Here is a 17525-nt window from a genome sequence, read left to right as displayed (position 1 = left end):
TGTCCGTAGTTATGCCAGAGCGGACCAAGCGCGTCCGGCGCCGGAGGTCAGTTGATTACCCATTTGCGACATCGAGAGCATTTGGCCGCCGCTGCAAAGCGTATCGCGGGCGGGGCAGGAGCACGGCCGGACCATCAGATTAGCGGACATCGGCTTGTTCGCTCAGCATCCTCTAAAGTTCAACCGTACCGCTCGCGACTGCAATCGGCGGTGCGATTTTGTTCTGTGCGATGATTTCTTCAAGCTTTGCATTATTCTCCAGCAGGCGGTGACTGGTGAGGATGAGGAAGTAATAACCAAATTCCGGATTTTGAAAGTAAATCTCCAGCAACTTATCATACTCAATTGTCAGCACATGGCCGCCCTCGATGCACTCGATCGTCGCCGTCCGTCGATTTTTCGGCGTCAGGAAGCCAAGCTCGCCCATCAGACTTCCAGGCGGAAGCTCTACGCTGAATTCGGTGACCAGGAATTTTCCGGTGATGATCAAAAACATTTCGTTGGCTGCATCGCCCTTGCTGCACAATTTGTCGCCCTTGCGATATTTGCGCTCGGTCATGAAAGGTTTGAGCCATTCCAATGAGGTATCGCCCTCTGTGGCTATGCGTGCCCTCTTGATCAGTTTGAGCATTTGGCGGAGGCGAATTGCATTGATCGGCAGGAAAAGCAGATACAGGATAAAAGTCCCGACGCTTCCGGAGAGCGCGCCAAAGACGACGAAGAATGTACAGCCGACCATGTTCGCGATGCGCAGCGGCACCATTGTATGCATCAGCAACGTAGCTACAAGAAAGGTGGCACCAATCACAGCGAACATATTGGCAAGCGTGATGTTGGCCAGCACAATTTCTAGCAGCCGGTTGAGTAGGGCATCGTAGGTAATGTTGTTGGGATCGAGACCCATTTGAACCAGAATCTTTGCGATCCTGAGATTGTCCGCCGCCGTATCAAGAATGCGGTTTAGTATTGTCGAAAAATCTGCGTTGCTGCTCGAGTTCATCAGATACTCCTCGCGCAAAGCCGTCGGAATTCGTCGGGTAAACCTCAAAAGTCGAAACGCCAATATTTGGCAGAATTATTGGGGAAAATCGTCAACTTTTTCAGCATTTTTCCCGCTCATCGACCCTGAATTCTAGAGCCTGGCGCGTAGTCTCGAAGGCATCTCCGATGTCGTTCCTGGCACCTTTGAGACATGCCCGCCTATCCTGAGAATGTCCCTTCACCGGGTAGACCGGAAGTCACAGTGGTCAGGCCAAACCGACGCGAATGATGTGGTGGACGACGCCCGCTCCCGGCATCGAATGTGCCAAAGGGTGATTGTTCAACAACGAATCACCGGAGGGGGTCGTCCACATGCAGGTTAGCACCATCGGCGTTGATCTCGAAGAACGTGTTCCAAGTGCACGGCGTGGATCGTGCGGGTAAGGTCGTCATCACTCGTCAGTTGCGGCGCAAGCAGGTCATTGGCTTCTTTAGCAAGATTCCCCCTTGCCTGGTCGGCATGGAAGCCTGCGGAACCGCTCATCATTGGGCGCGTGAAGTCTCCAAGCTCGGTCACACCGTGCGTCTGATGCCGCCAAGTTACGTGAAGGGCTATGTCAAACGGTCGAAAAACGATGCTGCCGACGCAGCCGCCATCTGTGAGGCCGTGACACGCCCATCAATGCGGTTCGTGCCGATTAAGTCGGCCGATCAGCAAGCCTTGCTGATGTTGCATCGAACGCCGGATCTTTTAATCCGTCAGCGCACGCAGCTGATCAATGCGCTCCGAGCCCACCTTGCCGAGTTCGGCCTCGTTGCGGAGACGAGGGCGCGAAGGTCTCGCGCGGCTTGCCGCGATCATCACGGACGAAAGTAACCGCGAAGCTCTTCCATCTGCGATGAAACAGGCGCTGCAGGCCATTGTCGATCAACTCGCTGCTCTGGAATTGCAAATCGGGACTCTGGATCGCGCCATTCACGCCCATCATCGTGCCAATGACATGAGCTGCCGCCTCGAGACCGTGCCCGGGATTGGCGTGATCGGGGCCACGGCCATTGCCTCTACTGTCACAGACCCGAGTGACTTCAAATCCGGTCGGGATTTTGCGGCATGGATCGGACTTGTGCCGCGGCAGCATTCGACGGGGGCAAGGAGCGGCTCGGCGGCATCTCCAAGCAGGTGCTATCTCCGACGGTTGCTCGTCATCGGTGCAACAGCCGTTGTTCGACACGCCCGGCAGCAGCCGCAAAAGCATCCCTGGGTCATGAGGCTGCTGGCCAAGAAGCCGGCCAAGCTCGTCGCCGTTGCCGTTGCCAACAAGATGGCGCGCATCGCTTGGGCGATCATGGCCAAGGGAGGATACTATCGAGCGCCGGAGCTTGCTGCAGCCGCCTGAAGAGGCTTGGCAATAGGAGCCTGAGGCGACGGCGGAGCAAGACAACCGAATTGCGAGGGTGATGATGGCGTGATGCGAAACGGTCGAGCCGTCGATTGGGACAACCCGCTTCTGGGTCATGGGCGGCAAAGCCCCTGCGAATGATTGGGACCCGATCCGCGGACTACATCAGGGCCAGCGGTCATGGTGCCGCGCAAACAGGCCGGACACATGACTTGTACCCGACCGCGAGCCGAACGTCAGATTCTTCTTGCAACGCGGGCGTCGTCCACACATGACCCAATGTATGGTCCGGCCGTGCGGTGCAAGAAGATTTCGACGATCCGGTAGATGCGGTCTTGCATCAATGTATCCGGCCTCTGCTAGGAGCGCAGTGCTCCGGGCCATCATGGATATCAGCGCGCATGTGATCTGGTTAGCGGACAGGCCTCGACCGGGCCATTTGGGTCACCAGTGTTCGCATGCGCCGGGAAGACCGATTCTCCATCGTCGTCTCATCTTCTCGCAGACCTCGGCGGGTAAGGGGTGTTGTTACGTCATCGATAGCTCCTCACTTCGCGCTGTTCCTTTGTTCGTGCCTGGCGGTCGTTCCTTCGTCCCGGCCTGCGCGCGCAGACGCGCCGCGCGCAAGGGGTCGTCAAGGCCGGCCGTCGTGCTTTCCTGACGTCTTGCTCTCTGCTGCCAGGCTGCGCCTTGACGGCCCCGCGCACGGCGCGAGGGTCAAGCAGGTCGGGACGCTGTCTCCTCCGTCTTGACGCTCGCGAAGGCGCGTCCCTTGTTGAGGACCGCCCAGGCAATTCGGGCGAGTTTGTTAGCGAGCGCAATCGCCAGCACGTTGTGATGCAATCGTTTCTTGGCGGCTCGGATCCAAGAGTTGAGGCCATAGCGCTCCCAACACCTGATCTTGACCAGCACAACCCAAGCGGCTTGCACGAACAGCGCGCGCAGGTAGCGATTGCCGCGCCTTGATATACTGCCGAGGATCGTGCGGTCGCCGGTCGATGTCTGCTTCGGCACAAGTCCAAGCCAGGCGCCGAAGTCGCGGCCTTTCGAGAACACGTCTCCAGCGCCGATCGCGGCCACCATTGCGCTCGAGATGATCGGGCCAATACCAGGCACCGTCATCAGTCGCCGGCAGGCCTCATCTTGATGGGCTAGTGTTTCGATCTCGCTAGATAGCCTCTCGATACGCTGATCCAGCCGGCGCCAGTCTTCCACCAGGCCCTCGATGATGAGCGACATGCGAGGCGAGAGCACATCGATGCGTGTCGCCAAGATGCCCGGCAACTCGAACCGCAGGGAATGCAGGCCTTGCCGCACGGCGATGCCCCGCTCCAGCAGGAACGCACGGATCTGATTGATGACGCCGGTACGCTGACCGACCAATCGATCGCGGACGCGGTGCAGTGCCTGAAGGGCGAGCTGTTCGGCGGTCTTGGTCGCGACGAACTTCATCGTCGGGCGTTGGACCGCCTCGGCGATGGCTTCCGCATCTCGGAAGTCATTCTTCTGTCCCTTCGAATACGGGCGCACGTACTTCGCCGGCATCAGGCGGGCGTCGTGGCCAAGCATCTGGAGTTTGCGGCTGAGATGATGGGCGCCTACGCAGGCCTCCATACCGATCAAGCACGGCGGCAGGTTGGCGAGCCGCGTTTCCACCTGGCCGCGTGACCACTTCTGCCGCAGCACGATGGCACCGCGGTGATCATGACCCACGATGTGGAGCGAGTTTTTGCCAATATCGATGCCGATCACGGCGATCGCTGCGTTGATTTTCTGAGACATGGCGTGCTCCTTGTCTTGAGCGCCCCTTGCCAGCTTCTCGTGCTGGCAGGGCCGGAGCACGGCCGGACCATCCCATTAGCCGACGTCAGTGAAAGCATCGCGTAGGGAATGCCGGTGCAAGTGGCGTACCCGTTCCGACCGAAGCTCGTATGCTCCTTCATTCTGCGTGCGAGGCTATGGATAGGGCAAAGCAGCTGACATTCCCTGTACCCTCCTGTTTCGCCGTGAGCGCGCGAACGCGCGTCGTACATTGTTGGCAAGAATCGAAATGGGAGGATGCCCCTTCCTCGGCGCCGCGGCGCAGGTTGGTTCAGTCGGCATCGCTGGCGGCAAGCGAATTGTGGTTGCGGACCATTGTGCCGAATCCTAGTCTCGCGCTGTGGTCGCCAACCACACCACCTCTAATAGCCAATCAAAAGCAATAGCGGCCAAGGAGGAAACAATGCGATACAGCAATCCAGACCGTCGAACCATTCTGAAAGCCATGACGTCATTGGCGGCGGCATCATCGATGGCAAAAATCACCGTTGGACGTGCGGAGGCCGCCGCCGCTTCCGAACCGGCCCTGAGCCCCGCGCTTGGGGATGTCGATCAGGCGCTGCGGCAGGCCGTCAACGCGCGGACCGTGCCGGGCCTCGTCGCCATCGCGGCAAACGACAAAGGCATCGTCTACGTGGGCGCGTTTGGGCCCTCGATCACCACGGACAGCGTGTTCTGGATCGCTTCGATGACCAAGGCGATCACGGGCGCGGCCTGCATGCAACTGGTCGAGCAGGGCAAGCTGGAGCTCGATCAGCCGATGGGCAAGCTGCTTCCGCAACTTGAGCAACCCAAGGTGTTTGAAGGATTCGACGCCAGCGGCGCACCGAAGCTTCGCCCCGCCAAGCGAGCGATTACACTGCGCCACCTCCTCACTCACACCGCAGGTTTCACCTACAGTATCTGGAGCGAGCCGATGACGCAGTTTGAGAAGGTCACGGGAACGCCCTTCATCGGCCAATGCAAGAATGCCGCCTTCAACGCGCCTCTGGTGTTCGATCCCGGCGATCGCTGGGAATACGGCATCAATATTGATTGGGTAGGCAAGGCGGTTGAGGCCGTGAGTGGCCAGTCATTGGAGGTCTATTTCAAGGAGAAGATCTTTACGCCGCTCGGCATGACGGATACCGGCTTTCTGATCAGCTCCTCGCAAAAGGCCCGTGTTGCGCCGATGTTCAGCCGCCAGGGCGACGGCTCGCTCAAGCCGATGGCCTTCGAAATGCCGCAGCGGCCCGAATTCTTCATGGGCGGCGGTGCGCTCTTCAGCACGCCGCGGAACTACATGGCGTTTCTGCAGATGCTGTTGCACGAAGGCACGTTCAACGGCGCGCAGGTGCTGAAGCCCGAGACCGTGGCGCTCATGCGGCAGAACCATATCGGGGATCTCAACGTGGTCACGTTGAAGACAGTGCGACCGGAAAGCTCGAACGATGCGAACCTGTTCCCCGGCATGACCCAGAAATGGGGACTGTCGTTCGACATCAACACTGAACCCGGCCCCGCCGGACGCAGCGCGGGTAGCCTCGCCTGGGCCGGGCTGTTCAACACCTACTTCTGGATTGATCCGAACAAGCGTGTGACCGGCACGATCATGACGCAGCTCCTGCCGTTCGCCGACGATCAGGTCCTGAAGCTGTTCGCCAAGTTCGAGAGCGGTCTCTATGCCGCTATCGCCTGACGCATGATCCGGAAGAGTGGACACCGGTCTTCCGAAAAGGTCATGCGCAAGCAATGTGCCAAAGCGCGATGGCGATTAGAGCGAACAAAGACGAAACGCATCACTTTGGTAACCTCCGTGACCGAGGTCAGCAATATGAGGCTGACAAGACTTGGTTGTACCGCGCTTTTTCGAGGAGTTGAACCGGCAACAATCACAACACCAGGAGAGTCATATGCAATCGAGAACGCTCGTCCTGAAATACATTGTCCTCGTATCGGTAGCAGCCATGTTCTTCGTCGCGAGTCCGTCATTCGCGCAGCAGAAAGGCGCATCCTCTTCTGAGATGCAAACAAGGGAGGTGCAAATTAATGGCCTTACACTGCATTACATTGAACTCGGGCAAGGAATTCCAGTGGTGTTGGTGCACGGCACACTGGAGGATTACCGCACGTGGGATGGACAGCTTGAGGCGTTGTCGAAGGGATATCGACTAATCTCGTACAGTCGTCGGTATCACTATCCAAATGAATGGACCAAAGATTCAACAGATTTCTCTGTCACCATACATGCGAGAGACCTAGCTGCCTTCATCAAGGCACTTAATCTAACCCCGGTTCATCTCATTGGTCATTCGTATGGGGCGTTTATTGCGTTCCTAGTCGCACGAGATCACCCTGAGGTCATTCGCAGTCTGACGCTGGGCGAACCGCCCATAATGCCGTTACTAAAAACTACACCTGAAGGAGATGCTCTTCTTACCGCCGCTATCACGAGATCAATCGCTACGAGCGAAGCTTTCAAGCAGGGGAATGACGAAGAAGGAGTGCGTCGATTTGTGAACGGCGTGTTGGGCGAGGGTTCGTACGAGAAACTCGCACCTCCCGTTCTGAAGCGCCTCATGGATAATGCCCAAGAACTAAAAGGCGCGACCTCATCGCGAGACCTCTACCCGCCCACCACATGCGAGGATGTGCAGAAAGTGAAAGCGCCAACATTGCTCCTCGACGGGGAGCGCAGTCCTAAGATGTTCCGTCTCATCAACGACAGACTGGAGCACTGCTTACTGAGCGTAGAACGTGCAACGATTCCGGCGGCATCTCATCAGATGGAGGTTGAGAACCCCCACGCCTTCAATGAGAAGGTGCTTGCATTCATTGCAAAGCAATGAACTGCATGCGGTGCATGAGTCTGCTGTTGGCACATAGCGTCGTTTCGCTGCTATGCAGTAGCACGTCGGCTATCGGGGCATAGCGGACTCTGGCGCGGCGTCAGCCCAGCAAATTTCTGGCTTCATGGACTGGATGCATCGGCCGCCGCCTGCGCCAAGGCTTCTCGACGGCCCGAGGCCGCAAGTCCCGGCGAAGCCCTGGCGTCGCGGGGTCACGGAGCATGACAGCGTCTATGACTTCACCGGCGCCGGCGGGCCGACCACCTCGGCTCCCGCGGCCTCCTCCACCTTCTCTCGGTCCCCGCCAGCACGCGCTGCACTGAGACGAAGAACACCGGCACCATGAACAGCGCCAGAATCACCACCGCGATTTTGAAGCCAATCTCAGCCGAGAAGTTCGGCCACTTCGCCATTGAGTTCGTCCATAGCTGATGCGACAAGCTCTACTGTCATGTTGAGACTCTTTCGTCGATGTCCTTGCCCCACGCACTGTTGACCGCATTGATCGAACGATCCTGTTCCGGATCCGAACTGGCCGAACGCTTCGACCGTTCCATCGGCTATTTTTGGCAAGCGACTCATCAGCAGATTTACCGGGAGCTTGCCCGTCTCGAAGCCGCCGGCTTCGTTCAAGGCTCTCTCGTCGACGGCGCGCGAGGCGGCAAGAAGACTTATCTTGTGCTGCCCGCCGGACTCGAGGAACTGCGACGTTGGCTTACGGAGAGGCAGGCCCCGTCTCCGATTCGCGATGAGCTGATGGTCCGGCTTCGGGCGGAAGCCGTCATCGGCCCCACACGCCTGATCGAAGAGCTGGAGAGACTTGCCGGACAACACCGCGAAAAGCTCAAGGTCTACCGGGAAATCGAGGCCAGGGATTTCTCGCAAAAGACAATGACGCGGGATGAAAAGCTTCGTCTTCTCGTGCTCAAGGCGGGAATCGACTTCGAGACCCAGCGTATCGCCTTTTGCGAGGAGGCAATTTCAATCCTGAAAGCATCCTGAGCTGATGATCCAGCCCCCTATGAAAAGGAGGCGGATAGCCTTGGGCGCCGCCTTACCACCCTGCGCGACAATGACGTCAGCGCCACGCTCAGCAACTCAATTGGCCGGACTACCCGCTAACGAGCACGGTCGCGCGTTGGCGTAAGCACATCGTCGAAATCTCTAAGCTCGGGAAATTTAAGGGTGGGTTGGCGGTCGAGTTCACGCAGATAGACTCGCAGATCCTGCAGCTGTGCCTGCCTCTCGCGATCCGCAACATATGGAACATGATAGGCGACAAATGGCTTGTGTACGGTTAGTCCGACATAGCCTAACGTCCCCTGAAAGAAATGACGCATCATCCCAGTCTCGAGCTCTCCGTGGAGGGCGTCTGGTCCGAACATATTTCGGCGCCCGCCGAGAGCCATTGCAGTAAATGTTCTCTTACCCCTGAGACCACCCAGATCGTAAAACCCCCGGTTGCCGCTATGCATCGGGCCGCACAGCAAGACACGGTCGATCCAGCCTTTGAGAATTGCCGGAACGCTGAACCAGAATATTGGAAACGTGAAGACGATGAGGTCCGCCGTCAGTACATTCTCTACCTCGCGGGCAACATCGGAAGCCAGCGTCGAAGTAGTGTAGCCGTGCCGTTGTTCGAGCGTGTATACCAAGTAATCGGGTCGGCTTCTTGAAGTGAAATCGTTCCCGGAGAGAACAGGGTTGAAACCGTTGTGATAGAGATCGCAAATGGTGACAATCGCACCCGCGGCCTTCAGTTCGTCGATAACAACATCGCGCATCGCGCTCACAAAGGAGTTCGGCTCAGGGTGCGCATGGACCAGATGAACACGCATCTCATCTCACCTCACTTGAACGAAGGGAGCGCGCCGGAGACGCGCTTCGCCATTTCCGCGGCAAGCGCCTGCGCGGCATTGAGCGGCCGCATCATCACGTCGAACTCGATGATCTTGCCGTCGTCGTCAAAGCGAATGAAATCGATTCCCTTGGCCATCTTGCCGCCAACCTTGGCGCTGAATTCGAGAACGACATTCCGGCCATCGGCAGTCGCGGCCTGACGATGGTAGTTGAAATCCTCAAAAATCTGAACCGCGTTGCTCATGACGAGAACCAACGCTTCGACGCTGTGGTAGGGATTGAATGCGATCGGGAAACGGAGGACCACTTCCGGATGAGTGATCGAGGGAAGTTCGCCAAGATCTTTCCTTGCGATCATAGCGTGCCACCTCTCCAGAGATGCTGCGGCGGCCGGGTGAAGATGGGGCAGTCCAGTCATTGTGACTTCCTCGTCTTTGGAATTCCGGATTGCGTGCTCAGATCGACGCGGCAAGCCGTGTTCCCTGATTGATGGCGCGCTTTGCGTCCAGTTGGACCGCTAACCACGCTTCGCCTTGTCCTTCTCGTTCTGAGCCATGATGGCGTCGCGCGCTGCGGCCCAATCTGAATCCTTCCAGTCGCGCACTTCGTAGAAGTTGCCGCCCATCGCCAGCGCCTGGGCACCGTCCATCACGATGGTCTCGCCGTTGATCCAGTCGCAGCCGCCGGAGATCAGAAAGGTCGCGAGATTTTGCAACTCGCTCATTTCCCCAACGCGGCCCATCGGATTCGCAGCGACGGTCCTCGCACCGGCCTCGTCGCCGGGCTTGATACGCTTGCTCATGCCTTCGGTCGGAATTTCTCCCGGCGCGATGGTGTTGAGGCGGTTGCCGTAGCGACCCCATTCCGTGGCCAGCGACATGGTCATGGCGTGAATCGCGGATTTGCTCATGGTGGACGGCACCACGTACGGGCTGCCATTACGTACCCATGTCACAGTAATGGAGACAACGTTGCCGCGATGTCCGCCGGCGATCCAGCGTTTGCCGACAGCGTGGGTCACGTAGAACGTGCCGTGCATCACGATATTGGCGATAGCATCGAACCCGCGTGGCGTGAGATCCTGCGTGCGGGAAATGAAATTGCCAGCGGCGTTGTTGATGAGATCGGTGAGAGGACGGTCTTTGAAGGCGGAGTCGATCATGGCGTCGACAGCCGCGGCGTCGCGGATGTCCACGCCGTGGGCGGTGACCTTGCCGCCATGAAGTTTCATCAACTCGGCGGCGGTCTCCTCGCAAACGCCTTTGCGGCGTCCGCAAATGTGAATGTCTGCGCCGAGGCTGAGAAATTTCGCTGCCATGGCCTTGCCGAGCCCGGTGCCACCGCCGGTCTTCGCGAGTAGCGAATTCGTGACAGGCGTGAACTCCGAGGGCTTCAGCATAACTCGGTTTCCGGCGGCGATGGCCGTGACAACCGGCATCAGCGCGAGGTTCACCGGATAGTTCCAAGGCGACATCACTCCGACGACGCCAAGCGGCTGGTATTGGATGCGGGCGTTGCCGATGCGCATGTGCAGCGCAACGTGTCGGCGGGTCGGCTTCATGAATTTGCGAAGTTTACGGATCAGATACTTTGTGCCTTCGGCGACCCCCGCCACCTCCATGATCGCCGTCTCATACCTCGAGCGATGCCCGAAATCGGCATTGATGGCGTCTTCGATCGCCTTGCGATGGCCGATGATCGCGGCTCGGAACTTGGTCAGATCGGCGCGCCGCTGCACCAGCGAAGGGGCCCCCTCACGTAGGAAGGCAGCACGTTGGCTGGCGAGGAGGCCGCCGAGCCGATCAGCGTCGGTGACTTTTCCGGTAGCGTTCATGGTCCACTCCGATGTAGACAATAGAAACTTACGCCCTCGACATAGGCGCTTAAGTAGCCACTGTCAACAATGTATCCATAAGAAACTTTGAGGTACGATGCAGGACGCACCCAACCGCCCCTATCACCACGGTGATCTCCGTCGCGCGGTTATCGAGACGGCGTTAGATATGCTTCGGGAGGAGAAAGGCTGGCAGTTCACGCTGCGGGAAGTCGCCCGCCGAGCTGGCGTAAGCCATGCGGCCCCCTACAAGCACTTTCCGGACAAAGCCGCGCTGCTTGCAGAACTCGCCATGATTGGGTTCGACCGGCTGCGGGAGTCTTTATCGGCCGCGAAGCCCAAAGCGCCAAAATCCCTGCGCGACGAAATTACTACGGTAGCTCGTGCCTACGTCGCGTTCGGAACGAACAACCCGGCTCTCTACCGCCTGATGTTTAGCGCGGAGGAGGGGAAATCGGTGGGAATACATCTCAATGAGCGGGGGCTGGCGGTGTTCGATGTTCTCCTCGAAATCCTCCGGCGCGGCCACGCCGCGGGGAGCATTCGCAAGCGGCCGATAGAAGGTCAGGCGGCAGCCGGCTGGGGGCTCGTCCACGGCATGACCATGCTTGCGATCGATGGGCTCTTGGTGCCCGAGAAGGTGGGATCGGCCCCCTTGGATGCGGCCTTGAGTACGCTGGTGGAAGGGCTGGGGAACCCAGCAACATGACACTAGCTGCATGCAATAAGATCCGCTCATGGCCGCAAACCGGTTGGCGCTAAACACTCGGCCTATGACTTCACCGGCGCCGGCCGGCCGACCACCTCGGCTCCCGCCACTTCCTCCACTTTCTCACGGTCCCCCGCCAGCACGCGCTGCACGCTGACGAAGAACACCGGCACCATCAACAGCGCCAAAATCACCACCGCGATCATGCCGCCCATCACGCTGGTGCCGAGCGCCTGCTGGCTGGCGCCGCCGGCTCCCGTCGCAATCGCCATCGGCAGCACGCCGCAGACGAAGGCCAGGCCCGTCATCAGAATCGGCCGGAAGCGCAACGAACAGGCTTCGACCGTCGCTTCAATCAGCGGCTTACCTTGCGCACGCAAATCCTTGGCGAATTCGATGATGAGGATGGCGTCTTTCGCCGCCAGGCCAATGATGGTGATCAGGCCGACGGTGAAATAGACGTCGTTCGGCAGCCCCCGCATGGTCGCGGCAATCACCGCGCCGCAGATGCCGAGCGGCACCGTCAGCAAGACCGCAAGCGGAATGGTCCAGCTCTCATAGAGAGCGGCGAGCAGCAGGAACACCACCAGCACCGAGAGGCCGAGCAGGAACGGCGCCTGCGAGCCCGACAGCTTTTCCTGCAGCGACTGGCCGGTCCATTCGAAACCGAAGCCGCGCGGCAGCTTGCCCGCGAGCCGCTCCATCTCTGCGATGGCATCGCCGGAGGTGAAGCCGGGCCTGGCCTCGCCTGAGATGCGCACGGCGGGATAATAGTTGAAGCCCGCGATCTGGGTCGGCCCCTTCGACCACTGCACCGTGGCGAAGGCGGAGAACGGCACCAATTGCCCGCGGCTGTTCTTGACGTTGTAGTTGAGGATGTCGTCGGCGTTCATGCGGCTGACGCGGTCGGCCTGCACGATCACGCGCTGCATCCTGCCGCGGTTCGGAAAGTCGTTGATATAGTTCGAGCCGAGATTGGTCGAAATCGTCTGGTTGATGTCCTCGAAGGTGACGCCGAACGCACCGGCTTTCTCGCGGTCGATCACCAGATTAACCTGCGGCGCCGGCGGCAGGCCCTCGACATAGACTTTCTGCAAGATGGGGCTGGCGTTGGCTTCAGCGATCAGCCGCTCGGATGCGGCGACCAGCGCCGGATAGCCCTTCTGCCCGCGGTCCTGCAGGCGGAACGAGAAGCCGGAGGAATTGCCGAGATTGTCGATCGGCGGCGGCTGCAGCGCCGATATCCTGGCGTCACGGATTGACGAGAGCTCGCGGTTGATGTCGGCGACGATCGCGGCGGCGGAATCCTTGCGCCCCCGCTCCGACCAGTCCTTCAACGTGATGAAGGCCTGCGCAGTGTTCATGCCCTGGCCGAGGAAGCTGAAGCCGGTGAGGAACGTGACGTCCTCGACGCCAGCGCGATTGAGCAGATACTTCTCCACGGCCTCGACCGCCGCTTCGGTGCGGGCATAGGAAGAGTCGGACGGCGTTTGCACGTCTGTCGTGATGAAGCCCTGGTCGTCGACCGGCAGGAACCCGCCGGGCAGCCGGACGAAGGCCCAGCCGAGGCCGATGAGCAGCGCGGCGTAGATCAGCATCAAACGCCCGGTGCGCTTCAGCGAGCCCCGCACGGTGCGCGAATAGCCGCCACGGCTCGTCTCGAGCACACGGTTGAACCAGCCGAACACGCCCTTGCGCGCATGGCCGTGGCCAGCCTCGACCGGCTTCAATAGCGTCGCGCACAGCGCCGGCGTCAGCGAAAGCGCCAGCAACGCGGAGAAGGCGATGGCCGAGATCATGGTGACCGAGAACTGGCGATAGATGATGCCGACCGATCCCGGGAAGAACGCCATCGGCACGAACACGGCCATCAGCACCAGCGTGATGCCGATGATGGCGCCGGTGATCTGCGACATCGCCTTGCGGGTGGCCTCCTTCGGCGGCAGGCCCTCTTCCGCCATGATCCGCTCGACGTTTTCGACCACCACGATGGCGTCATCGACGAGAATGCCGACCGCCAGCACCATGCCGAACATCGTCAGCATGTTGATGGAATAGCCGGCCGCCATCAGCATCGCGCAGGTGCCGAGCAGCGCCACCGGCACCACAATGGTGGGGATGATGGTGTAGCGGATGTTCTGCAGGAACAGGAACATCACGATGAAGACCAGCACCACCGCTTCCACCAGCGTCATCAACACCTTGTTGATCGAAGCCTTGACGACGGGTGTGATGTTGTAGGGGATTTCGTAGCCGATATTGGCCGGGAAGAACTTCGACAGTTCCTTCATTTTGGCTTCGACGGCGCTGGCGGTCGCCAGCGCGTTGCCGGTCGGCGACAGCAGCACCGAAAGGCCCGCAGTCGGCTTGCCGTTGAGCCGCGTGTTGAACTGGTAGCTCAAGCCGCCGATCTCGATGCGGGCGACGTCACGCAGCCGCACCGTGGAACCGTCCGGATTGGCGCGCAGCGTGATCGCGCCGAACTCGTCAGGCGAGGAAAGCTGGCCCTTGACCAGCACCAGCGCGGAAATCCTCTGCTCCGGCGTGCTCGGCTCGGCGCCGACGCTGCCCGAGGCGACCTGGGCGTTCTGCGCCGAGATCGCCTTGTTGACATCGTCGGCAGTGAGGCCGTAGCCGACCAGCTTGGCCGGATCGACCCAGATCCGCAGCGAACGTTCGGTGGAATAAAGCGTGGCGCGGCCAACGCCGGGAATGCGCCTGATCTCGCCGAGCACGTTGCGGATCATGAAATCGCCGAGGCCGATTTCGTCGAGCGAGCCGTCGGTCGAATTCAGCGTAATGATCTGCAGCACGGCGGAGGAGGCTTCCTCGACCAGGATGCCCTGCTGGATCACCGCGCGCGGCAGCCGCGCCTCGACGCGCTTGAGACGATTCTGCACTTCGACCGACGCCGCGCCCGTCTCCGTGCCGGGCACGAAGTTGGCGATGATTTCGACCTGCCCCAGCGAGTCAGAGGTAGATTCGAAATTGAGGATGCCGGAGGCGCCGTTGAGCTCCTCCTCGATCAGCCGCGTGACGCTGTTGTAGAGGTTCTCCGGCGACGCGCCGGGATAGCTGGTCGAGATCGAGATCGAGGGCGGTGCGATGATCGGATATTGCGCGACCGCCAGCAATGGGATCGAGATTGCGCCGATCAGGCAGATGAAAAGCGCGACCACCCAGGCGAAGATCGGCCTGTCAATGAAGAAGCTGGGCATGTCCCGGTCTCAGCGGGACGCTTGTGCTGCCGGTGCTCCCGGTATCGTACCAACCGAGGCATCCGCATCGATCCACGCCTTCGCCTTGACCTTGTCGCCGGGAACAAACTTCTGGAACCCGTCGACGATGATCCGGTCGCCCTCCTTCAGGCCCTCACTGATCAACCAGAGACCGTCCTGCATCGGGCCGGTGCGGACCGGCTGCGTCGCGACGCGGCCATCGTCCTTGACCACGAAGACTTCGCTGCCGCCACCGGCATCGCGCTGGATCGCCTGTTGCGGTACGGCGATGGCATCGGAATCGATGCCCTGCTCGATCAGAACGCGGACATACATGCCCGGCAGCAGTTCGCGATTCGGATTCGGAAACTGTCCGCGCAGCGTGACCTGCCCGGTATAGGCGTCGACCTTGGCATCGGAAAACAGAAGCTTGCCGGAAATCGGATAAACTGTGCCATCGTCGAGCACGAGGCGGACCTTGGCCGCGTCGGGCGCGATCCGGTCGAGGTCGCCGCTTTCGAGCGCACGGCGCAGCTTGTTCATTTCCGAGATCGATTGCGTGAAGTCGGCGTAGATCGGGTCGAGCTGCTGGATTGTGGCGAGGCTGGTGGTCTCGTTCTGCACCACCAGCGCGCCTTCGCTCACCAGCGCGGCGCCGACGACGCCGCTGATTGGCGCACGGATCGTTGCGTAATCGAGATTGAGTTTCGCGCGGGCGACATCGGCCCTGCGGCTGCCAACTTCAGCTTCAGCTTGGCGTTGGGCTCCGATGGCCTTTTCGTTCTCTGCCTCGGGCGCGGCGCGCTGGCTGGTCAGCGTCGCAATGCGCCGGGCGTGCTGGGTGGCGAGATCGAGCGCGGCTTCCGCCTTGTCCAGCGCGGCCTCACTCGCCTGCAGTTCCACCTCGAACGGTTTGGGGTCGATCCGGTACAGGGGATCGCCGGCCTTCACCTCGGTGCCCTGCTGGAACAGGCGCTCGACGACGATGCCTGAAACCCGCGCACGGACTTCCGAGACCCGGGTGGGTGCGATTCGGCCGGGCAATTCACGAACGATGGCGCGGGCCTGAGATCTGATGGTGAAGGTGCCTACTTCAGGCTCGGGCGGCTTTGCCGCTGCGGTTGCGGCGATGGGTTCATTGCAGCCAGCCAACAGCGGCGCCATCGCAGTCAACATCACAACGATGCATGCCGATTGCGTTCGTAGTCCGGACATTGAAAGCATTGCCCCAGTTCAAGTTGGAGAGCGCGAATTGAGCATCCGCGACGTTGTCGTAAGCGGTATCGGGAACTCACGGTTGATGGCAGATAGGATAGGGAAAGCGTACTGCGATGCAATATGGTTCCGCGGCGGCCCAATGTCACACGACGCCTATCACCCTGAACTGCCGCCGATTTTTCCGGACTCACTTGATCGTGAGCCGGTTCCATCGCTGCTTTTTGCTCTTGGATCGGAAATAGACGGTCGGGAACATGCTGTTTCACTGCATAAGATTGCAGCAGATGACCGCGCGGGGGGCATCCGGCACGAATCGATTAACGCCGGGCTAAGCCGCCGCCTTGAGCCGGTAATGGCTGACGCCCCACTCGCTGCCACCGGCGTAACCGAACAGGCCTGCGGTGGCGAGCAGGAACCAGCGCCAGCGCCGCATCCATAACGCGGTCTCGCCGCCATGGATTTTGCGGAGCACGTGCTCGATTTCGTCGCGATGTTGGTCGAAATTCGCCAGCCAGTCCTGCGCGGTGCGCTGATAATGCATGCCGCTCCAGCGCCATTCCTTTTCGACCTCGAACAGATCGGCATATTGCCGGATCAGGTGATGGCTCGGCATCACGCCGCCGGTGAAGAAATGCTGCGCAATCCAGTCCTCGCCATCGGCACGATCGAACAGATGGGCCCCGGAGCGGTGGGTGAATATCTGCAGGAAGAAGCGGCCGTCGGGTTTCAGCCATCCGCACAGACGCATCATCAGTTCGCGCCAGTTCATCATATGTTCGAAGATCTCGATCGCGAGGATGCGGTCGTACCGCGCTTCCGGTGCGAACAGGTTCAGGTCTGACCTGATAATGCGCAGATTGGCCAGCCCACGCTTTGCGGCTTCGCCCTCAATATATTCGCGCTGCGCGTTCGAGTTGGTGACTGCTGTAACTTGCGAATGCGGGAACTGTCGTGCCGCCCACAGCGACAGCGAACCCCAGCCGCAGCCAAGTTCGAGGATCGACTGCCCGTCGGCCAGATCGGCATGCTCCACCGTCTGGCGTAGCGCCTCTTCCTCGGCCTCCTGCAGGGTCGATGCCGCTTCGCGGTAGAAGCAACAGGAGTATTTCCGGTTAGGACCGAGCACGCGGGCAAAGAATGCGGCCGGCACCTCGTAAAGCTGGATATCGAGCGCGTCGGCATATTCAATGGCCCGTGCCGCCATTTCGTCGGCGAGCCAGGCATCGCTTTCTGCATTTCCGGTGGCGAGCTTCGCGGCGGTGCGTGAGCAGAGCTGGTGGATGGCGGCCCGGACAATGATGTCGGGCAGCGACACCCGCTCCGCGGTGCCCATGATCGTGGAGACGAAGCTCATGTCCACGCCCTCCCTTTTTGGCACGATCCTTTTCAAAAGCCGGCCCGCCGCTATGGGCTAACGCGACCCTCCGGGTCGGATAATGCCGGCGGCGGCCGCGGGGAGAACGGGCTTGTGCGCAACCGGCTGCTGCACCATCCAGGCGCCCGCCATCAGAACGGGGAGAGACGCGGCAATGGCCACCCGCGCCGCGGGATATAGATATAAGAGTGTCATGAAGAATCCCGGTTGGACATCGAACCGTTCCAAAATACGCTGACGTCAAAGCCGGGTTTCGGGAAGAGGTTCCACATTGTCGGCCC

General features: G+C 60.2%; 13 protein-coding genes and 2 pseudogenes. 5 read left to right on the top strand and 10 right to left on the bottom strand.

Annotated features, from left to right (window positions below; genetic code table 11):
• Window positions 1-172: 172 nt before the first annotated feature.
• A complete protein-coding gene (locus RX328_RS04910) occupies window positions 173-1000 on the bottom strand; it encodes a Crp/Fnr family transcriptional regulator (RefSeq protein WP_108523393.1) in 828 nt (275 codons plus the stop codon).
• Window positions 1001-1353: 353 nt separating this feature from the next.
• On the opposite strand from RX328_RS04910, the pseudogene RX328_RS04905 reads away from it, so the two are divergent.
• A pseudogene (locus RX328_RS04905) lies at window positions 1354-2378 on the top strand (IS110 family transposase).
• A 720-nt stretch (window positions 2379-3098) separates the two neighbouring features.
• On the opposite strand, the gene RX328_RS04900 reads toward RX328_RS04905, so the two are convergent.
• On the bottom strand, window positions 3099-4163 hold the full coding sequence (locus RX328_RS04900) for an IS110 family transposase (protein WP_317258619.1): 1065 nt from the start codon (window positions 4161-4163) through the stop codon (window positions 3099-3101).
• A 442-nt stretch (window positions 4164-4605) separates the two neighbouring features.
• Between RX328_RS04900 and RX328_RS04895 the strand changes: the two genes are divergently transcribed.
• Both RX328_RS04895 and RX328_RS04890 read left to right on the top strand, forming a co-directional pair.
• Window positions 4606-5880: a serine hydrolase domain-containing protein gene (locus tag RX328_RS04895; protein ID WP_249726153.1), complete on the top strand. Its 1275-nt coding sequence runs from the start codon at window positions 4606-4608 to the stop codon at window positions 5878-5880.
• A 214-nt stretch (window positions 5881-6094) separates the two neighbouring features.
• Window positions 6095-7030 (top strand): alpha/beta fold hydrolase, encoded by a 936-nt coding sequence (locus RX328_RS04890; RefSeq protein ID WP_213248382.1) that lies wholly within the window; start codon window positions 6095-6097, stop codon window positions 7028-7030.
• Window positions 7031-7269: 239 nt separating this feature from the next.
• Here RX328_RS04890 and RX328_RS04885 read toward each other — a convergent pair whose 3' ends face one another.
• Window positions 7270-7443 carry a hypothetical protein gene (locus tag RX328_RS04885; RefSeq protein ID WP_213248384.1) on the bottom strand — a complete coding sequence of 58 codons (174 nt, stop codon included), beginning with the start codon at window positions 7441-7443 and terminating at the stop codon, window positions 7270-7272.
• 79 nt (window positions 7444-7522) lie between these two features.
• Here RX328_RS04885 and RX328_RS04880 point away from each other — a divergent pair, with 79 nt between their 5' ends.
• Window positions 7523-8032, top strand: coding sequence for a PadR family transcriptional regulator (locus tag RX328_RS04880; RefSeq protein ID WP_213248386.1), 510 nt, complete (start codon window positions 7523-7525; stop codon window positions 8030-8032).
• 116 nt (window positions 8033-8148) lie between these two features.
• Here the strand turns inward: RX328_RS04880 and RX328_RS04875 are convergent, their stop codons facing one another.
• The 4 genes and pseudogenes from RX328_RS04875 to RX328_RS04860 form a co-directional block, all read right to left on the bottom strand.
• Window positions 8149-8868, bottom strand: a complete 720-nt coding sequence (locus RX328_RS04875) for an NAD(P)H-dependent oxidoreductase (protein WP_213248388.1) — start codon at window positions 8866-8868, stop codon at window positions 8149-8151.
• An 11-nt stretch (window positions 8869-8879) separates the two neighbouring features.
• Window positions 8880-9248: a nuclear transport factor 2 family protein gene (locus RX328_RS04870; RefSeq protein ID WP_213248390.1), complete on the bottom strand. Its 369-nt coding sequence runs from the start codon at window positions 9246-9248 to the stop codon at window positions 8880-8882.
• A gap of 159 nt (window positions 9249-9407) precedes the next feature.
• A complete protein-coding gene (locus RX328_RS04865) occupies window positions 9408-10289 on the bottom strand; it encodes an SDR family oxidoreductase (protein ID WP_213248821.1) in 882 nt (293 codons plus the stop codon).
• 6 nt (window positions 10290-10295) lie between these two features.
• Window positions 10296-10724 (bottom strand): annotated as a pseudogene (locus RX328_RS04860) (aldehyde dehydrogenase family protein); the annotation flags it as partial.
• 97 nt (window positions 10725-10821) lie between these two features.
• On the opposite strand from RX328_RS04860, the gene RX328_RS04855 reads away from it, so the two are divergent.
• A complete protein-coding gene (locus tag RX328_RS04855; RefSeq protein WP_213248392.1) occupies window positions 10822-11433 on the top strand; it encodes a TetR/AcrR family transcriptional regulator in 612 nt (203 codons plus the stop codon).
• A gap of 62 nt (window positions 11434-11495) precedes the next feature.
• On the opposite strand, the gene RX328_RS04850 is transcribed toward RX328_RS04855, so the two are convergent.
• The 3 genes from RX328_RS04850 to RX328_RS04840 all read right to left on the bottom strand — a co-directional run bounded on the left by RX328_RS04850 (window position 11496) and on the right by RX328_RS04840 (window position 17223).
• The gene (locus RX328_RS04850) at window positions 11496-14651 is read right to left on the bottom strand and encodes a multidrug efflux RND transporter permease subunit (protein ID WP_213248394.1); all 3156 of its coding nucleotides are present in this window, start codon (window positions 14649-14651) and stop codon (window positions 11496-11498) included.
• Window positions 14652-14660: 9 nt separating this feature from the next.
• The gene (locus tag RX328_RS04845; protein WP_213248396.1) at window positions 14661-15866 is read right to left on the bottom strand and encodes an efflux RND transporter periplasmic adaptor subunit; all 1206 of its coding nucleotides are present in this window, start codon (window positions 15864-15866) and stop codon (window positions 14661-14663) included.
• A 331-nt stretch (window positions 15867-16197) separates the two neighbouring features.
• Complete coding sequence (locus RX328_RS04840) at window positions 16198-17223, bottom strand: SAM-dependent methyltransferase (RefSeq protein ID WP_213248398.1); 1026 nt, start codon at window positions 17221-17223, stop codon at window positions 16198-16200.
• Window positions 17224-17525 lie beyond the last annotated feature (302 nt).

This window comes from Bradyrhizobium sp. sBnM-33, assembly GCF_032917945.1.
GTDB lineage: Bacteria > Pseudomonadota > Alphaproteobacteria > Rhizobiales > Xanthobacteraceae > Bradyrhizobium.
The sequence above is the reverse complement of the archived record's forward strand: the minus strand, read 5'-3'. Positions and strand labels throughout refer to the sequence as shown.